Annotated in this window: 21 protein-coding genes; 12 read left to right on the forward strand and 9 right to left on the reverse strand. The window is 70.4% G+C overall.

What is annotated here, in order from left to right; translation table 11 throughout:
- Positions 1 to 43: 43 nt before the first annotated feature.
- Positions 44 to 373: a hypothetical protein gene (locus CLV40_RS15280; RefSeq protein WP_104479572.1), complete on the reverse strand. Its 330-nt coding sequence runs from the start codon at positions 371 to 373 to the stop codon at positions 44 to 46.
- Between the two features lie 23 nt (positions 374 to 396).
- Between CLV40_RS15280 and CLV40_RS15285 the strand changes: the two genes are divergently transcribed.
- From CLV40_RS15285 to CLV40_RS15315, 8 genes are all read left to right on the forward strand, one after another.
- On the forward strand, positions 397 to 873 hold the full coding sequence (locus tag CLV40_RS15285; RefSeq protein ID WP_104479573.1) for an SRPBCC family protein: 477 nt from the start codon (positions 397 to 399) through the stop codon (positions 871 to 873).
- Positions 874 to 913: 40 nt separating this feature from the next.
- The gene (locus CLV40_RS15290; protein ID WP_245931304.1) at positions 914 to 1,759 is read left to right on the forward strand and encodes a hypothetical protein; all 846 of its coding nucleotides are present in this window, start codon (positions 914 to 916) and stop codon (positions 1,757 to 1,759) included.
- An 82-nt stretch (positions 1,760 to 1,841) separates the two neighbouring features.
- Positions 1,842 to 2,747 carry an RNA polymerase subunit sigma-70 gene (locus CLV40_RS15295; RefSeq protein WP_104479574.1) on the forward strand — a complete coding sequence of 302 codons (906 nt, stop codon included), beginning with the start codon at positions 1,842 to 1,844 and terminating at the stop codon, positions 2,745 to 2,747.
- 14 nt (positions 2,748 to 2,761) lie between these two features.
- A complete protein-coding gene (locus tag CLV40_RS15300; protein ID WP_245931305.1) occupies positions 2,762 to 3,247 on the forward strand; it encodes a GyrI-like domain-containing protein in 486 nt (161 codons plus the stop codon).
- A 74-nt stretch (positions 3,248 to 3,321) separates the two neighbouring features.
- The gene (locus CLV40_RS38005) at positions 3,322 to 3,483 is read left to right on the forward strand and encodes a hypothetical protein (RefSeq protein ID WP_181043519.1); all 162 of its coding nucleotides are present in this window, start codon (positions 3,322 to 3,324) and stop codon (positions 3,481 to 3,483) included.
- A gap of 76 nt (positions 3,484 to 3,559) precedes the next feature.
- Positions 3,560 to 3,769 carry a DUF2277 domain-containing protein gene (locus CLV40_RS15305; protein WP_104479754.1) on the forward strand — a complete coding sequence of 70 codons (210 nt, stop codon included), beginning with the start codon at positions 3,560 to 3,562 and terminating at the stop codon, positions 3,767 to 3,769.
- 100 nt (positions 3,770 to 3,869) lie between these two features.
- Positions 3,870 to 4,754 carry a helix-turn-helix domain-containing protein gene (locus tag CLV40_RS15310; protein WP_104479575.1) on the forward strand — a complete coding sequence of 295 codons (885 nt, stop codon included), beginning with the start codon at positions 3,870 to 3,872 and terminating at the stop codon, positions 4,752 to 4,754.
- Positions 4,729 to 4,953, forward strand: a complete 225-nt coding sequence (locus CLV40_RS15315; protein ID WP_104479576.1) for a DUF397 domain-containing protein — start codon at positions 4,729 to 4,731, stop codon at positions 4,951 to 4,953. The genes CLV40_RS15310 and CLV40_RS15315 overlap by 26 nt, the downstream gene beginning before the upstream one ends.
- Positions 4,954 to 5,325: 372 nt before the next feature.
- Here CLV40_RS15315 and CLV40_RS15320 read toward each other — a convergent pair whose 3' ends face one another.
- The 3 genes from CLV40_RS15320 to CLV40_RS15330 all read right to left on the reverse strand — a co-directional run bounded on the left by CLV40_RS15320 (position 5,326) and on the right by CLV40_RS15330 (position 8,087).
- Positions 5,326 to 5,844, reverse strand: a complete 519-nt coding sequence (locus CLV40_RS15320; protein WP_104479577.1) for a YqaA family protein — start codon at positions 5,842 to 5,844, stop codon at positions 5,326 to 5,328.
- 342 nt (positions 5,845 to 6,186) lie between these two features.
- Positions 6,187 to 7,383, reverse strand: a complete 1,197-nt coding sequence (locus CLV40_RS15325) for a hypothetical protein (protein ID WP_104479578.1) — start codon at positions 7,381 to 7,383, stop codon at positions 6,187 to 6,189.
- A gap of 140 nt (positions 7,384 to 7,523) precedes the next feature.
- Positions 7,524 to 8,087 carry a GNAT family N-acetyltransferase gene (locus CLV40_RS15330; RefSeq protein WP_104479579.1) on the reverse strand — a complete coding sequence of 188 codons (564 nt, stop codon included), beginning with the start codon at positions 8,085 to 8,087 and terminating at the stop codon, positions 7,524 to 7,526.
- 60 nt (positions 8,088 to 8,147) lie between these two features.
- Here CLV40_RS15330 and CLV40_RS15335 point away from each other — a divergent pair, with 60 nt between their 5' ends.
- A complete protein-coding gene (locus tag CLV40_RS15335; protein ID WP_104479580.1) occupies positions 8,148 to 9,083 on the forward strand; it encodes an EamA family transporter in 936 nt (311 codons plus the stop codon).
- A gap of 9 nt (positions 9,084 to 9,092) precedes the next feature.
- The gene (locus CLV40_RS15340; protein WP_104479581.1) at positions 9,093 to 10,310 is read left to right on the forward strand and encodes a winged helix-turn-helix domain-containing protein; all 1,218 of its coding nucleotides are present in this window, start codon (positions 9,093 to 9,095) and stop codon (positions 10,308 to 10,310) included.
- A gap of 353 nt (positions 10,311 to 10,663) precedes the next feature.
- Here the strand turns inward: CLV40_RS15340 and CLV40_RS15345 are convergent, their stop codons facing one another.
- Positions 10,664 to 11,686: an aldo/keto reductase gene (locus tag CLV40_RS15345; protein WP_104479582.1), complete on the reverse strand. Its 1,023-nt coding sequence runs from the start codon at positions 11,684 to 11,686 to the stop codon at positions 10,664 to 10,666.
- An 81-nt stretch (positions 11,687 to 11,767) separates the two neighbouring features.
- Here CLV40_RS15345 and CLV40_RS15350 point away from each other — a divergent pair, with 81 nt between their 5' ends.
- Complete coding sequence (locus tag CLV40_RS15350) at positions 11,768 to 12,352, forward strand: TetR/AcrR family transcriptional regulator (protein WP_104479583.1); 585 nt, start codon at positions 11,768 to 11,770, stop codon at positions 12,350 to 12,352.
- Here the strand turns inward: CLV40_RS15350 and CLV40_RS38010 are convergent.
- Both CLV40_RS38010 and CLV40_RS15355 read right to left on the reverse strand, forming a co-directional pair.
- A complete protein-coding gene (locus tag CLV40_RS38010; protein WP_181043520.1) occupies positions 12,349 to 12,495 on the reverse strand; it encodes a hypothetical protein in 147 nt (48 codons plus the stop codon). The genes CLV40_RS15350 and CLV40_RS38010 overlap by 4 nt on opposite strands.
- Positions 12,496 to 12,550: 55 nt before the next feature.
- Entirely contained in the window at positions 12,551 to 13,630 is a 1,080-nt protein-coding gene (locus tag CLV40_RS15355; RefSeq protein WP_104479584.1) for a ferritin-like domain-containing protein, read from the reverse strand.
- A gap of 164 nt (positions 13,631 to 13,794) precedes the next feature.
- Between CLV40_RS15355 and CLV40_RS15360 the strand changes: the two genes are divergently transcribed.
- Complete coding sequence (locus tag CLV40_RS15360; RefSeq protein WP_104479755.1) at positions 13,795 to 14,646, forward strand: intradiol ring-cleavage dioxygenase; 852 nt, start codon at positions 13,795 to 13,797, stop codon at positions 14,644 to 14,646.
- 392 nt (positions 14,647 to 15,038) lie between these two features.
- On the opposite strand, the gene CLV40_RS15365 is transcribed toward CLV40_RS15360, so the two are convergent.
- A complete protein-coding gene (locus CLV40_RS15365) occupies positions 15,039 to 15,923 on the reverse strand; it encodes a DUF4097 family beta strand repeat-containing protein (RefSeq protein WP_104479585.1) in 885 nt (294 codons plus the stop codon).
- Positions 15,920 to 16,444, reverse strand: coding sequence for a toxin-antitoxin system HicB family antitoxin (locus CLV40_RS15370; protein ID WP_104479586.1), 525 nt, complete (start codon positions 16,442 to 16,444; stop codon positions 15,920 to 15,922). Before CLV40_RS15370 ends, CLV40_RS15365 begins: the two co-directional genes overlap by 4 nt.
- Positions 16,445 to 16,483: the final 39 nt, after the last annotated feature.

Consider the following 16,483-nt stretch of genomic DNA (forward strand, 5'->3'; position numbering starts at 1 on the left):
ACACCGGACGATCTGCCACCGCTCACCTGCCCCGACGCGGTGTTCAGCCCCGACGGTCGAACCCTGTGGGTCCCAGTCCCCTCCGTCGGCGGACGACGGCTTGATGAGCGGTCGCGCCGTCGACCTCGAGTCCGGCGCGGTCGGACCCGTTCTCCGCTGGGACACCGCCATCGTGCCGCACCCGGCGGGCGGCCACGTCCACCGCGACGGCCGACCCCGCCCTGGTCACGGCCTTCCTCGACAGCACCACCGCAGCCACCGACAGCGTGACCACGTCGACCCCGGAAGACCTCGAGACGATCACCGTCGTCAACGACCGGGCGCCGTCCTGGCTCCGGCTCCACGCCTTCATGAACGCCCGTAGGCAGTCCATGCGACAAGGGAAGGGATTTCTCGGTGACCGATCAGGAAAAGCTGAGCGCCACACTGACCATCGACGCGCCTGCCGCGAACATCTTCGCTGTGCTCGCGGATCCGACAACCCACTCCTCCATCGACGGCACCGGCTGGGTCCAGGAAGCCCTCGACCGCGCGCCGCTGACCGCGGCCGGGCAGGTCTTCCGCATGGCCATGCACCACGCCCGGCACCCGGACGGCGACTACCGGACCGTCAACCAGGTCCAGGTGTTCGACCCGCCGCGCGCCATCGCCTGGCTGCCGGGGCAGGAGAAGGGCGACGGCGACCTCGAACTCGGCGGCTGGAGCTGGCGCTACGACCTCGTGCCCCTCGACGACTCCCGCACCGAGGTCACCCTCACCTACGACTGGTCGGCGGTGCCCGACTTCATCCGCGCGCGCGGCATCCCGTTCCCGCCCTTCGGCCCGGACCACCTCGTCGACTCACTGCGCCACCTCGCCGAGCTCGTGGCATGATCGCCCACCGCACCGAGTCCGCGCCGTGGAGGTCCAGCCGGTGGAGACCTTCCCGCTGACCCCGCTCGACCACGACCCCGACACCGAGGTGGTCATGGCCCAGCCCACGCTCCAGGGGACGCTGCTGACCGTGACCCGCGAGGGTGACCGCCTCGTCCTGCGCGACGATGACCGCCGCGTGGAGCTGACGGGCAGGCTGGCCACCGCGCGGGAGTGCGACCGGATCGGCGACTCGTACCTGCTGCTCGTCGACGAGGAGCGCGGCCGCAACGCCTGCGTTGTCGACGCGAACGGCGCGGTCGAGTCGGAGTTCTCGCTGGGGAGTCACTGCGGGGCGCTCGCCGTGGACGCCGACCGGCGCGTCTGGGGCGGCTACCTCGGCTGGGCCATCCCCTGGGAGCACCCCGCGGGGGCCGACGCGACCGGGCGCACGGGAGTGGAGTACTGGCACCCCGGCGTGGTCCGCTGGGACGAGCACGGCGAGTTCCACTGGGTCGCCGCCGTCGACTCCGGGGTGCCGGTCGGTGCCTGCTACGCCCTCGACACCGGCCCGCACGGCGTCATCGCGGTCACCGACGCTGATGAGCCGGTGCTGCTGCTCGACGCCCGGGGCCGCCGCTGCGGGTTCGGCAGCGGTCTGGTCGGCCCGAGTGCCGTGGCCTACGACGGGCGCACCGCCACCTGCGTCGGCCGGTACAAACCTGTCCCCAGGGGCGAGAAGCGGCGCGGGCACGACGTCGTGACCCGCCTCGACATGGTGACCGGTGACCTGGTGGAGGTCGGTGCCCTGGTCATGCCGGACGGCGGTCCCGTCCCGGAACTCCGCCGCGACTACGGGCGCGGCACCACGGTCACGGTGGTCCTCGGGAGACCGCGTCGGGCCTAGGTCGTGGAGTTCCCGGGTCGTGGGGGCCCGGAGCGCGGTGTGGCACCCGCCTGAGCTGCGCGCGCTCACCTAGGCTGGCCGCATGGAGCGGTTCCGCGTGGAGCTGACCGGCTATTGCTACCGCATGCTGGCCGACGGTCACGAGGCCGAGGACGCCGTTCAGGAGACCTTCGTCAAGGCCACCAGGGCCGGGTACGACGAGAGCCGGGGCGCGCTCAAGTCCTGGCTGTACGCGATCGCGACGAACGTGTGCCTCGACATGCTGCGCGGCGCGCGGCGGCGGGCGCTCGCGGTGGACCTGGGGCCCGCCGCCGAGCCGGGGGCGGGTCTCGGGGCGCCGCTGCCGCCGGGGGCGTGGGTGCGGCCGATGCCGGACCACAAGGTCCTCGACCCGGCCGACCAGGTGGTGTCCGCGCAGTCGGTGCGGTTGGCGTTCCTCGCCGCGTTGCAACACCTCCCGCCGAAGCAGCGGGTCGTGCTGATCCTGCGGGACGTGTTGTGTTGGCAGGCAGCGGAAGTCGCAACGTTGCTGGGCACGACGACGGCCTCGGTCACCAGCGCGCTCCAGCGGGCCCGCGCCGTCGCCCCGTTCGCACCGTCCGAAGTGGAGGTCGACCAGCGGCTGCTCGACCGCTACTGCAAGGCTTTCCAGGAACACGACATCGAGACCCTGGTCGCGCTCCTGCACGAGGACGCCACCACGAGCATGCCGCCGTTCCCCTGGTGGCTGCGCGGCAAGGCGCACATCCGCGCCACCCTGGAGCACGCCACCGGTACGCCGTGCATCCACGCGACCCTGGTGCCGCTCAAAGCCAACGGCGGCCCGGCTTTCGCACACTACGACCCAGACGGCAACGCCTTCGCCATCGTCACCCTGGACACGCGACAAGACAAGATCGTCGCAACGGTGACCCACCTCGACCCGGCGTTGTTCCCGTTGTTCGACCAACCGATGAGTTTGCGCGCCCCGGTTCGTACCAGTGGGTGACGAGAGGAGATCTCATGGAACCCATCCTGGAACCCGCCCTGGAGACCCGCCCCGAGCAGCCGTACGTCTCGATCGCCATCGAGGCCCCGCTGAGCGAGTGGGGCAAGGTCAACGCCCTGGTGCCGGAGGTGTTCGACTGGCTCGCACGGCGTGGGGTGCCCCCTGTTGGCGCATTGTTCTACCGCTACCACTCGGTCGCCGATGACGTGTTGAGCGTCGAGGTCGGTGTCCCCGTAGCCACCCCGCAGGAGGGTGACGGAAGGGTGCGGGCAGGCAGCAAACCCGCAGGTACGTACGCCGTGCTCGTGCACGAGGGTCACCCGGACCGGATCCGCGACACCTTCGCCAAGCTCGACGACTGGGCCCACCGCGAGGGGGTCGAGTGGGACCTGGTCGACGGCGTCTGGGCAGGCCGTTTCGAGTCGTATCTCACGGACCCGGCGGAAGAGCCCGACCTGGGGAAATGGCGCACCGAGGTGGCCTACCGGGTGGTCGGCTGAGGCCGGGGCCTAACATTCGCGGGTCATCGGCGACACCAAGTGGTACGACCGATCCTCCGGCGAAGGCAGGCTTGTTGAACACATACGAAGCCGACACCGACGACCTGGCGGACTCGACGGGCGTGTGTCTGTGCCCCGCGTACTCCCGGGTCCCGGGCAAGCGCGAGCTGCACGACGTGGGCGCCCCCGGCTGCGCGTACGCGCCGAGCGAGTCGACGGAGAGCGAGAAGGAGTAACTGTCTGTGGGTGGAGGGGCGGGTGCCGGTCACGGTGCCCGCCCCGTTTGTCGTGGTGAGGATGCATGATGGGCGCATGTGCAGAAGCATCAAGACGCTGAGGCCCCCGTTCGTCGACGACGCGACGGAAACGGACGTGCACGCGGCGGCGTTGCAGTACGTAAGGAAGATCTCGGGTTTTCGGGCCCCGGCCGCGCACAACCAGGAGGCGTTCGACGCCGCGGTGGAAGCGGTCGCGGCGGCCACGGCGGAGTTGTTGGAGAAACTGGTGGTTCGAGGCCGCTAGCTGTTGCACGTCGTGCAAGGGCGGGGAAAACCGCCTACCTTCGGTTGATCTGTCAGTGTGGACAGTGAGAATCGCACGGTGATGCCGATAGCGTGCGGGCATGACTGCATTGAAGGCCACCGTCCGCCGTCGCGAACTGGGCGAGGAATTGCGCGACGTGCGTGAGCGGGTGGGCATCTCGCTGAACGACCTGGCGCACCACCTGGGTTGGCACCCCTCCAAGCTGTCGCGGATCGAGAACGGGAAGCTGCCCTGTTCCGAGGTGGAGGCGGCGATCGTCCTGGCCTTCTGCGGCATCACCGGCAAGCAGTTGGACGAGATCGTCGGCCTCTGTGCCGGAGACGCGGATGGCACCTGGCTCCGCGAGAACGGTGGCCTTCCCGACCAGCTGCGAACCCTGACTCTCCACGAGACGCTGGCGACCTCGATCCAGGAGGTCGAACTGAACCGCATCCCCGGGCTGCTGCAGACCGAGGACTACGCGACAGAAGTCATCCGGGGAACGGGCTTGATTCCCGAGTGCGGGATCGCCCCCAGGGTCGAGGCGCGCAGGACCCGGCAGTCCATCCTCTGGCGGCCATCGCCGCCGAACCTAACCTGCTTCATCCATGAACAGGCAGTTCGCCTGCCGGTCGGCAGCCACAAGATCATGCATGAGCAGGTGCTGCACCTGCTCTTCCTGAGTTCGCAGCCTCAATGTGTCATCCGCTTGATCCCAAGCAGCATCGGCTCCCATCCGGCGATCAGCGGTCCTTTCCGGATCATGAGCTACCAGGACCAAGGGCCGATGGTCTATGTGGAGACCGAGAACCGCAGCCTCTTTCTTGAGAACAGTGTCGACATCGCCACCTACCGGTTGATCCTCGGCAAGCTCGCGGACGTGGCCCTGAGTGCGCAAGAATCACGGTCAGTGCTCGCGCAGTATGCGAGCGACTACGACCGAGCAGGAGCGCACCACCATGATGATCAGGACGGGCTGGCGTAAGAGCAGCTTCAGCGGCAACAACGGCAATTGCGTAGAGGTTGAGTGGCGCAAGAGTTCGTTCAGCGGCGACAACGGCAACTGTGTCGAGGTCTCCTACGCCGACTCCATCGCCGTCCGCGACTCCAAGCAGCCCGCCGCGGGCATCCTCACCTTCACCCCCGCCGCCTGGGCAACCTTCCTCACCACCCCGGCCCCCTAGACCACACCAGCCGGCCCACGTCCTCCGACGCTGGGCCGGCTTCGCTCCCACCCACGTCCTCCGACGCTGGGCCGGCTTCGCTCCCACCCACGTCCTCCGACGCTGGGCCGGCTTCGCCCCCACCCACGTCCTCCGACGCTGCTCAGCTCCGTGTCCCCTGGCCCGCGCCACCCCGCGGCGCGGTTTTCTCATGATCGCGACTTGTCCACATCTCCCACGCCCATCCACAGCATTTCGCCCACCCCTCCCCGCATCCCCGACGCCGATAGACTGGAGCAGGGCTGTCCCCCCAGAGGAAGGGCGGGGGCTGTGCTTTGGGGCGGTGGGGACTGGAAATGAAGATCACCTGGTGGGTGGTCGCCCGGGTGGGGGTTAGAGCAGCCAGCCCGCGAACAGGGCGGGGGTTGCCGCCAAGGCGCTGAACCGCACGAACCGGCCGAGCAGACCCACGCCCAGGAACGTCACCAGCCGCATCCGCACCAACCCGGCCAGCACCACCATCGCCATGAACGGCGGCATCCCGAGCACCGAACTGGTCCCGTAGGTCCCCAGCATCCACCCCGGGTGCCGCTCGCACTTCTCCCGCACCACCGCCACCGCGTCCCGCACCCGCTTCGTGCGCCGCCGCCATTGCTCGCGGCGGGGGGTCATCGGGCGCTCCTTCTCGTGCTTCCGGTGCATGAACACGGGAAGGTGGATCGAGCCCTTCGCGGCCAAGTAGAACAACATCTTCCCCAGCACCTGCGCCACGGCGACCACCGCGCCCAGCGCCAACCAGTGCACCTGCGGCTCCTGCGCCGCCAACCCCAGCACGAACAGCTCGACGCTCACCAACGGCACCAGCGCCGAACTGAACGCGACGACGAACGTCACGCAGAGCCAGCCCAGCACCGCTGGTACCTCCAAGGGTGTACAGACACCGTCAAGTCCTGAATTCCGCTAACCGACGGTACCTGACAACCCCACCCGGGCGATCACTTTCGCCTGACCCGCACCCGGCCCGCTACCGGCCGCACACCAAACCCGGTTACCTTGTTGCGCTCTACAACCATTGTGTGGCCTGGACGAGCGCGGCGGCGTGATCAGCGCGAACCCGATTCGCCCTGGCCGCACGAGTGGGCGCCACGGCCATTTCCCGCGCCCGTTGAGTTGCGCACAGGCTTGATCATCTTCACCGGAAAACGTCGGGGACCACCGGTAAAATTGATTCCGGGGGGCGGAGGCCGCCCGGGGTCACCGCGGCGCGGTCGCGCCGAACCTCGGGGTCGCGCCGCGCAGCACGGTCCAGGCGGGCGGGCTGTTCCGCCAACACGAGACGACCCGTCTGTTGGCCGACAGGCGGTACACCCGGTCGTCCGCCACCGCGAGTTCCGCCGCCGGGTCGCCGATTCGGGTCCACGCGTCCGGGGCGCCGTCGTAGTGGTACACCGCGCTGTCTTGCATGTTCAGTGCGAAGAGGCCCGCGCCGCCGGCGTGGATGGTCTTGGCCGGTCCGCCTATCCAGCGCCAGGATTCTTCCGCCCACTCCCAAACCATCCCGTCGCCGGACCGCCGGTAGACGCGTTCACGTCCGACCGCGTAAGAGTCGTCGGGATCCCCTGGTGGGCCAAGAACCGTCCACGCGCCGGGGGTGCCCTCGTATCGCGACAGGCGTCCTTCTTCATCCACCGAGTACAGGCCCGCGCCGCCCGCGTACAACTTCGCCGCCGGGCCGCCGATGATCGTCCACGCCGCCGTCGTCGGCGCCCACTGCCACACCATGTCCCGTTCGGGCGATAACCGGTACAGGTACACATCGCTCACGGCCAAGTCGGACGCGCGTTCCCCCACCACCACCCAGTCGCCCGGGTGCCCTCCATACCGGAGGATCCGCCCACTGGACGGTTCCGTCGCGAACACCCCCGCGCCACCGGCCAACAACGACTCTTTGGGACCCCCGACCGTCACCCAACTACCGTTGCCCTCGTCCCACCACAACACCGCGCGCCGGTCGGCGGACATCGCGAAGAGTCCCGTGGGAGCGTTTTCAACCCCCTCCGACGGCGCGGACGCGCTTACGGCCATTGCGCACGCGATCAGCGTCAACCCGACCGCTGCGACACCCCACCGCCGCGGATGCGCTTCCGGCTGCCTCTTAGGCGTTTCGCTCCGCACGGACTCGGCGCGTACCGCGGACGCTTCCGCGCGGTCGTAGAGCTGCCTTGCCTGCGACAGCGCGATCATCCGGTACATCCTGTCCGGCGTCCGATCGACCACTACGCGCTCCAGCAGGTGCCACGGCACTATCCGCGTACCCGCCCGGTATTGCGTCCACAACGCCCGCGTCGTGTCGTAGCGGCTCACCAGATCGCGCACGGGCACGTCGGCCGTCAACGCGCGCAGGTAACCGGCCAGCTCATCGATCTCCGAGGTCGCCCCGGTTCCGCCCATGCGTCGCCCCAACTCGTCCCGCGCCAGCCCTGGTCCGGTCCCGCCGGAACATCGGCAAAGTCAACGCGGACACCGAAAAGCAACATTGTCACCACTCGAGCGGAAGGGAAAGCTTCCGCACGCGCGGTCCACCGAATGTCCTAGGGCTGGACCAGTTCCAAGTCCAGTGCGCCGGTCAACCTGACCTCTCGCAACGGTGCGCCGCCCGCGTCCAGGGTCCGCACGACACCGTCCGGCTCCCACCCGGCGCGGCGGAAGAAACCGGTGAGCGAAACGTTGCGCTCGGGCACCCAGCAGATGCCACGCGTCAACCCGGCTTCGCGCAACGTGCGGCCCGTGGCGGCCAAGAGGCGTCCACCGTGGCCGCGGCGGCCCCAGCGGGGCTCGACGAGCAACGTACCGATGAGCGCGACCGTCGCCGCGTCCTCGACCGGGGTGTCGTTGGCCGCGGCGGACTCCGACTCGGGCGACGGCCCGGCGACGCAGAAGCCGACGGTCCACGCGCCCTCGGTCGCGACGAACACCGAGGCGGGGCCCTGGGCGATGACCTGGGCCCACTCCTGGGCCGCCGCGCGCTCGTCGAGGCCCGCGAGCACGTCCGGTGGCAGCAGCGCCTCGAAGGCGGTCTGCCAGGTCAGAACCTGGAGGCGGGCGATCTCGGGGACATCGTCCGGGCGGGCGGGGCGCACCGCGGCGTCGGCCATGGCGGCAACCTAGCAAATAACCGCTTACATCCTGACGGTGGTTCGTGGCACGGTGCGGGCATGTCCAAGACTTGGCTTCCGTGGGCGGCGCTGGGCGTCGTGTACACGGTGTGGGGGTCTACGTACCTGGCCGTGCGGTTCACGGTGGAGACGATGCCGCCGATGCTGTCGAGCGGGTCCCGGTTCCTGGTGGCGGGGGTGGTGCTCACCGCGGGTGTGCTCGTCTTCGCCGGGCGGAGCGCGCTGCGGATGACCTGGGCGCAGTTCGGCACGTCGGCGCTGGCGGGGCTGCTGCTGCCCGCGTGGGGCAATGGACTGGTGGTGATCGCGGAGCGGCACGTCGCCTCGGGCCTCGCCGCGCTGCTGGTGGCCTGTATGCCGATTTACGTTGTCGTACTGCGGTTCGTGCTGGGGGAGAAGCCGCCACGGGTGACCATTCTGGGGGTGGCGCTCGGTATCGGTGGATTGGCTGTCCTGTTGCTGGGTGGGCCTGTCGAGGGCGCGCACGGGTCGGCTTGGTACGGGCCGTGGCTGGTCGTAGTGGCCGCTTTGGGGTGGGCGGTGGGATCGGTGGCGAGTACGCGGTTGCCGGTACCCGCGAACCCCTTCGCGATGACGGCTGTCGAGATGCTGGTCGGCGGATCGGCCCTACTCACGACCGGGTTCCTCACCGGAGAGCGGGCGCGGCTTTCCGACTACAGCGCCACGTCCTGGGGCGGGTGGCTCTACCTGGTGACATTCGGTTCTTTGCTCGCGTTCAGCTCTTACGTCTACATCCTCGGGAAGCTGCCCGTGTCCACGGCGGCCACCTACGCGTACGTGAACCCGGTTATCGCGGTCCTGCTCGGCGTGGTGTTCGCCAACGAGGTGTTCGGGGCGTGGCAGTGGGCCGGTGGCGCGATCGTCCTGGCGGCCGTCGTGCTGGTGGTCAGGGCCGAGCGGTCGTCAGTGTCGGTGGGGTCTGGGACGATCGCTGAGCCCGTTCCCAGCAGGTAGGACTCACTCGTGGAAACACTCACCCCGGCCGCCGCCCGGCGGACCGCCCTGGCCGCCCAGGGCTTCGCCACCTCCCGACCGTCGGGGGTCGTCGACCGACGCCACCTCCGGCAGGTGCTGTCGCGGGTGCAGCTGCTGCAACTCGACTCGGTGAACGTGGCGGTCCGTGCGCACTACATGCCCTTATTCGCCCGACTGGGGTCCTACGACCAGGCGTTGGTCGACGACGCGGCCTGGTCGCACTCGGCGCGCCGCCCCCGGTTGCTGGCCGAGTTCTGGGCGCACGAGGCGAGCCTGGTGCCGGTCGAGGACTGGCCGCTGTTCCGCTGGCGGATGGCCCGGTACGAGACGCGGTGGGCGCGGCACATCGAGCGGATCTCCGCCGGGGCGCCGGGGCTGGTCGACGACGTCCTGGCCGCGGTCAAGGAACTGGGCCCGATCGGCGCGGGGGCGCTGGAGACCGCCTTGGGCGGTGCCCAGCCGAAGGCCAAGGGCGGGTGGTGGAACCGGTCGGACGTGAAGCACGTGTGCGAGTGGCTCTTCGGCACCGGCCGGTTGACCACGGGTACGCGCAAGGGCTTCCAGCGGCTCTACGACCTGCCGGAACGGGTCATCCCGGCGTCGGTCTACGCGGCCCCGCCGGTCGATGACGACGAGGCCGCCCGCCAACTCACCCTCCGCGCCGCGACCGCGCACGGCGTGGCCACGGAGAAGGACCTGCGCGACTACTACCGGCTCGAACCGGCCCGTTCGCAGCGGGCTGTCGCCGAGCTCGTCGAGGCCGGTTCGCTGGAACCGGTGATCGTCCCCGGCTGGCGTCACCAGGCCTACCGGCACGTGGACGCCCGCACCCCGCGCACCGTCCGAGGCCGCGCGTTGCTGTGCCCGTTCGACCCCCTCATCTGGGAACGAGACCGAACCGAACGCCTCTTCGACTTCCACTACCGAATCGAAATCTACGTCCCCGAACCCAAACGCGTGTACGGCTACTACGTCTTCCCGTTCCTGCTGGACGGCGAACTCGTCGCCCGCGTCGACCTCAAGGCGGACCGCGCAACCAGCACCCTGCGCGCCCAGGGCACCTTTCTCGAACCAGGCAAGGACGCGGGCCGGGTGGCCCACGAACTAGCCGAAGAACTCCACACCATGGCCGACTGGCTACAGCTGGAGAACATCGCCGCCCACCCCAACGGCAACCTCTCCGCCAACCTCGCCACCGCCCTCTAACGCCCCACCTCCACGCTTTTTCAAGATCGCCAACCGCCCCCGACACAGGGCCCCGCCCATCCGGGGGCAGGCCCCGCCTTGAGCCTATTGCGGCTGGTCAGAGAGGCGAAAGAGGCTTACGGGAGCTGTGGACGGCTCAGCGCCATGTGGATAACCCGGGCGGAGGGCGATTTTCGGTGGCGGGGCGGCCCGGCGAGAGACGGCGACGGGCAGTGGCGCGGCGGAAGGTAGGACCGGAAAGGCCGCGCTGTCCGAGGTCCGACCGCGGCAGCTTGGTGCGCGGCGACCGAGGAGCGCGCCGAGGAGCGCGGCGCAACCGGTCAGTGCGGTCCGCTTGGTGGTGCGCCACCCCTCTAGCGGCGGCGGCGCAGGGCGGGGTCGAGGAGGGACGGCGGGGTGTCGTGCTTCTCTTCCGGCGCGAGGTCCGTCCCCGGCGGCACGATCGCGTCGATCGCGTCGAGGACATCCGGCGTCAGCACCGTGTCCGCCGCCGCCAGGTGGGAGCGCAGGTGGTCCAGGGTCCGGGGGCCGATGATCGCGCTGGTCACCGCCGGGTGGGCGGTCACGAAACCGAGCGCCAGCTGGATCAGCGTCAGCCCCGCCTCCGCCGCCACCGGAACCAGCCGCTCGACCGCGGCCAGGCGGGCGCGGTTGTTGGGCTTCTCCAGGTCGAAGCGGGCGGGCATGAAGCTCGACCGGTTGGTGGTGATCTCCCGCCCCGCGCGCACCGCGCCGGTGAGCCAGCCCGACGCCAGGGGGCTCCAGATCAGCGTCCCCATCCCGTAGGACTCGGTCACCGGCAGCACGTGCGCCTCGACCGCCCGTTGCAGGATCGAGTACCCGGGCTGTTCGGTCGTGTACCGACCCAGGCCGTGCTCCCGAGCCGCCCACTGGGCCTCGACGATCCGGTGCGCGGGGAAGGTCGACGAGCCGAAGTAGCGGATCTTGCCCGCGCGGCGGAGGTCGGTGAGGGTGGAGAGGGTTTCCTCGTCGCTGGTGGTGGGGTCCCAGCGGTGGGTTTGGTACAGGTCGACGTGGTCGACGCCGAGGCGGCGGAGGCTGTTGTCCAGCGCGGTGACCAGCCAGCGCCGGGAGCCGCCGCGGTGGTCGGGGTTCTCGCCGATCGGCAGGCCCGCCTTGGTGGCCAGCACGACGTCGTCCCGGCGGCCCGCGATCGCCTTGCCGACCAGTTCCTCCGACTCGCCCGCCCCGTAGGCGTCGGCGGTGTCGATGACGTTGACCCCCGCCTCGAGCGCGGCGTCGACGATGGCGGTGGCCTCGTCCTGGGTGGTGCGGCCGACACGGCCGAAGTTCATCGCGCCCAGCGCGAGCGTGCTGACGCGCACCCCCGTGCGGCCCAACGTGCGGTACTGCATGGCCCCTCCTGGCATGATGGTGAAGCGGAACGTTGCTCCGCTAACGATACGGAACACGGTTCCGTTTGTCGAGGAGGGTCGATGGGCGACAAGGCCAAGCGGGCGGACGCCCGGCGCAACGAGGAGGCGCTGTTGGCTGCCGCCGCCGCGGTCTTCGTGACCTCGGGGGTGGACGCGCCGGTGCGCGACATCGCCGCGCGGGCCGGGGTCGGCGTGGGCACGATCTACCGGCACTTCCCGACCCGGGCGGAGCTGGTCATCGCGGTCTACCGGCACCAGGTCGACGCGTGCGCCGAGGCGGGACCGACGCTGCTCGCCGACTGCGCGACCCCGCGCGAGGCGCTCACGCGGTGGATCGACCTGTTCGTCGACTTCCTGGTCACCAAACACGGCCTGCGCTCGGACAACGCCGCCCTGCACACCTACTTCATCGACCGCCTGGTCCCGGCGTGCGCGGACCTGCTCGCCGCCGCCGGCATCGCCCCGGACGTCACGGCGTACGAACTCATGCGCGGCATCGGCAACCTCTGCGTCGACGCGGCCCCCGGGTACAACCCCAGGAACCTGGTCGCACTGCTGATCGCGGGTCTGCCGGAAACCGAGCCGGAAACCGAGCCGGAAACCGAAAGCGGTCCGCGACCGGGGTCGCGGACCGCTGCCGGCTAGTCCCTGCCGCGCACGATCGTCGGCTCGTACTCCTCGTCGTCCTCCGGCGTCGTCGGGGGCCAGGACGGGGCTCGGCCGCCGATCAGGTCGGGGTTGACGCGGGGCCGGGGGATCAGTCGCTCGAGTGTTTCGGTGTTGTCCATCGTCGCCTTCTCGTCCATCTCGGGCGCGGGCCTCGCCGGATCCGCGCCCGGTCGGCTAGTCGCCCGCCCTCGGTGGCGGGGTCGTGTCGGCGCGGGTCAGCAGGAATTCCGGGCAGTAGTGCCACCCGCTGCCGTCGGGGAGGGGGATCTGCACGATCAGGCGTCCCCACTTGCGCAGCTCGGCCATGTGGCCGATCGCCGCGTCCACCATGGTTTTGCGGGGCGCCGGGTCGTCGGTGCGCCACGCGAACTCCAGTTGGCTGAGCATGTCGCTGTACGAGTCGTTGAACGCGTCCAGCAACGCCGAGACCGGTCGGCCCGTCGGGTCGTTCACCGGGTCGTTCGTCCAGCCGCCCGCGGGTACCTCCGCGGCGGCGTACACCGTCGGCAGCACGATCTGGTCGCCGGTGTAGGACCAGGTCCCGTCGTTGTCCTTGGACAGCGCGCGGCCGTGGTAGAGCTGGCGGAACGAGTAGTAGTGCGCCAGCCCGCCCTCCAGCGACCCCGGGCTCGCGGAGGTGCCCTCACCCTGTTCGGTGATCAGCTCCAGCGCCGCCTGGACCGCCGCCAGGTCGGGCAGCACGGTGATCCGGCTGCCCCGCTTGGCCAGCGGGTGCTCGATCTGCCGCGCGGTCGTCAGCGCGGGCTTCACCACGTCGAACGCCCGGCCGATCTTGCGGTAGAACGCGCCGATCGAGGTGTACGACTCGTCCAGCGAGGCCAGCGGCTCCTCCGGCTCCTCGATCGCGCTGTACATGTCCAGCGCGGCCCTGGTCAGCCCGGACAGCCGCACCTCCAGCTCCGGCCGCACCCCGCCGGGCAGCGCGCCCGGGTACTGGGGGAGCGCGGCCGGGTCGGTCAGCCGGGGCGTGCCGCCGACCGCCGACAGCATGTTGCCGACCAGCCCGAAGTGCGCCATCTCGTCGAAGATGACCTCGAGGATGGTGCCGTGCACCAGCGCCGCGCGCGGCGGGTCCATGATCGACCACAGGCCGCAGGAGTAGGGCGGGATCGTCGCCAGTTCCAGGACCATCGCGTGCTGGAGCGCCTTGCGCAGCCACGCGACGTCGACGTCGGCGTCGGCGACGCCCATCAGCTCGACGATCGGCGCACCCGTACTGACGGTCGTGGTCATGGGACCTCCGCTGGAGTCTCCGCTGGTACCACCCAGCGTCGCAGGGACCCCGCCGGGCAGCCACGTCGGCGGCCCGATTCACGCGAACCGGTGACAATCCACAGCGGACCGACCGCGTCCACGTGGCGGACCGGTGCGCTGGTGGTGGTCAGTATGGTGTGTCCATGGTGGACCGATTCGACGTGGACGCGGACGAGGGCAAGCGGGTCAGCAGGCGCACCCTGGTCCTCGGCGGGCTGACCCTCGCGGGGGTGCTCGCGGCCTGTGGCGACTCCTCGGACGCGGCGCCCGACGCGGCGGTGCCGTCGGTCGCGGCGGGCACGGACCCGGTGACCCTGCTGGCCGGCGCCGGGACGTGCGGCCTGTCGCCGACCACGACCCAGGGGCCCTACTACTTCGACCCGGACAAGCTGCGCGGCGACGTCCGGGAGGACCGGCCCGGCACGCGGCTCGACCTGGCGTTGAAGGTGGTCGACAGCGAGAGCTGCGGCCCGCTCAAGGACCTCGTCGTCGAGATCTGGCACTGCGACGCGAAGGGCCGCTACTCCGGCGCGGAGAAGCTGTCCGCCAGCGGTTTCGGCTCCATGGGCGGCTCGATGCCCAGCGGCATGCCCATGCCGACCGGGATGATGATGCCCGGGTCGTCGGGGGACATGGCGGACCTGACCCCGCAGGACGACACCCGCTACCTGCGCGGCGCCCAGGTCTCCGACGCGCAGGGCGTCGTCCGGTTCACCACCGTCTGGCCGGGCTGGTACACCGGCCGCACGGTGCACATCCACGTCATGGTGCACGTGAACAACACCAAGGCGCTCGTCACGCAGTTGATGTTCGACGAGAAGCTCAACAACAAGGTCTTCGCCGTCGCGCCGTACGCCTCCCACCTCGGCCGCGACACCACCAACGCCAAGGACACGATCTTCAAGAACGACATGCTCATGGGCGTCAAAGCCGCGGGCACCGGCTACATCGCGGCGAAGACCCTAGGCGTCGATGTGGACAAGAACGGCCGGTGACATCTCCTCCCGCCACCCACCCCCACATCCCCATCCGGCATCGTCCCCCGGTTGGCGGCCGGACGTCACCTTGGCGCTGTGACCGCGTGCGAGCGGGGCTAGCGCAGCTAGGTCCAGATGGATGGTGGACAGAGGCGGAAGCGGGCCACGGCAATCGTCCAGCCGTATCCCGCCCCCACCTCTTCCTCGACGGCCTGCCGCTCCCCTTCGACAGGCCCGTCTACCCCACTTGGCCGTTCGGCCCGGCCAACCCCCGGCTCGACCTCACCCCCGACGACTGCGCGATCGTCGCCGAGTGGCTGCGTCGCTGACCGCGACATCACCGACCTCCGAACGAAACGGGTGCGCCGGTGCCGCACGGCACCGGCGCCCGTCGATCCCCACCGACGCCGCTAACTCGCGCTGCTCGCCGCCGTGATCAGCGCCGAACCCAGACCCGTCCGGCCCTTGATCACCAGGCCCGGTTCCCCCTCCGGCTTCGCCCCGGTGATCGGCAGCTCGCTGCGGGCCTCCCCGGCCCCCGACGACACGTCGATCTCGGCGGGCGAACCCGGCCGGATCCCGATGCGCAGCGCGCCCGAGCCCGTGGTCAGGTCCAGCTTGCCGGTGACCGCGTCGGCCACGGTGATGTCACCGGTGCCGGAGCGGACCGACACGTCCGCGGCGACCGCGCCCAGCCAGACGTCGCCGCCGCCGGTCACGACCTTCGTCGGTCCCCCGATCGACGACAGCTCCACCTCGCCCCGGCCCGTGCGCGCCTGGATGCCCGCAGCGGCCGTCCCGATGCGCACCGCGCCGGTGCCGCTGGTGGCGCTGACCGCACCCGTGGTCTCCCCGATGTCGACCGTGCCCGCCCCCGTGGTCACGTCAACGCGGTCAGCGACACCGGACACCCGCACCGATCCCGCGCCACTACGGGCCGAAACCGACGAACCGGCCGGTGCGCGCACGCTTACCGCGAGCGGGATGTTGCGCAGCTGCGGCTCCTTCGGCGCTCGGACAACGAGCCTGCCCCCGGTGAACTCCACCCGCGTCCGGCGTACCGCTTCCGCCGCCGCGTCCAGTTCGGACCCCTCGCCGAACTGGGTGGTGAACCACGACACCAGGTTGGTCAGCCCGTCGGTCCACGGGTTGGCCGCCTCCGGCGCGTGCCGGATCTCGACGTCGACGCCCTCCTCGTCGGTCAGCCGCACGTCGACGAGCCCGGAGCCCGTGCCGACCGTGATCTCCACCGGGTCGTCGCCCGTGGTGAACTGCTCCATCCGCGTCTCGGTCATCCCTCGTACCACCCCTGCACCCGGGACGAGGTGTTCTTGTCCTCGTCGGCCTTCGCGTTCTTGTAGTCGTGGCGGTGCCCCCAGTTCTTGCCGCTCAGCGCGCCCTGGAGCGTCTGCTGCACGAACGTGTTCAGCGACACCCCCTGCGCCTGCGCCGCGCGCTCGGCCTTGCCCTTGAGCTCCTCGAACAGTCGCAGCGTCATGCGGCTCATGTCACCGCCCGCGCCTTCCGCGGGTGGTGTCGTCGGTGGTGTCGCCTCGCCCACCTTCGGGCCGGTGTTCGTACCCGTGACCACTACGCGCACATCGCGGCCGTCTAGGCGCACCTCGACCACGTGGTCCGGTAGGTGCGCCGTGACCTCGGCGGCCAGGTCGGCCAGCGCGTTCATGATGGCCAGCCGCGCCGCGGGTTCGATGGCCGCCGACAGCACGGCCGCCGCGCGGCGGGTGGACTCGTCGCCCGCGGACGCCGTGGTGGTCAGGTCGTCGCGGAGCGTGGAGAGGTAGCTGCTCAGATCCATGACACCACTATGGCGTCATCGCTGACGTCATGCAAGGGG

Source organism: Actinokineospora auranticolor (assembly GCF_002934265.1).
Taxonomy (GTDB): Bacteria; Actinomycetota; Actinomycetes; order Mycobacteriales; family Pseudonocardiaceae; genus Actinokineospora; species Actinokineospora auranticolor.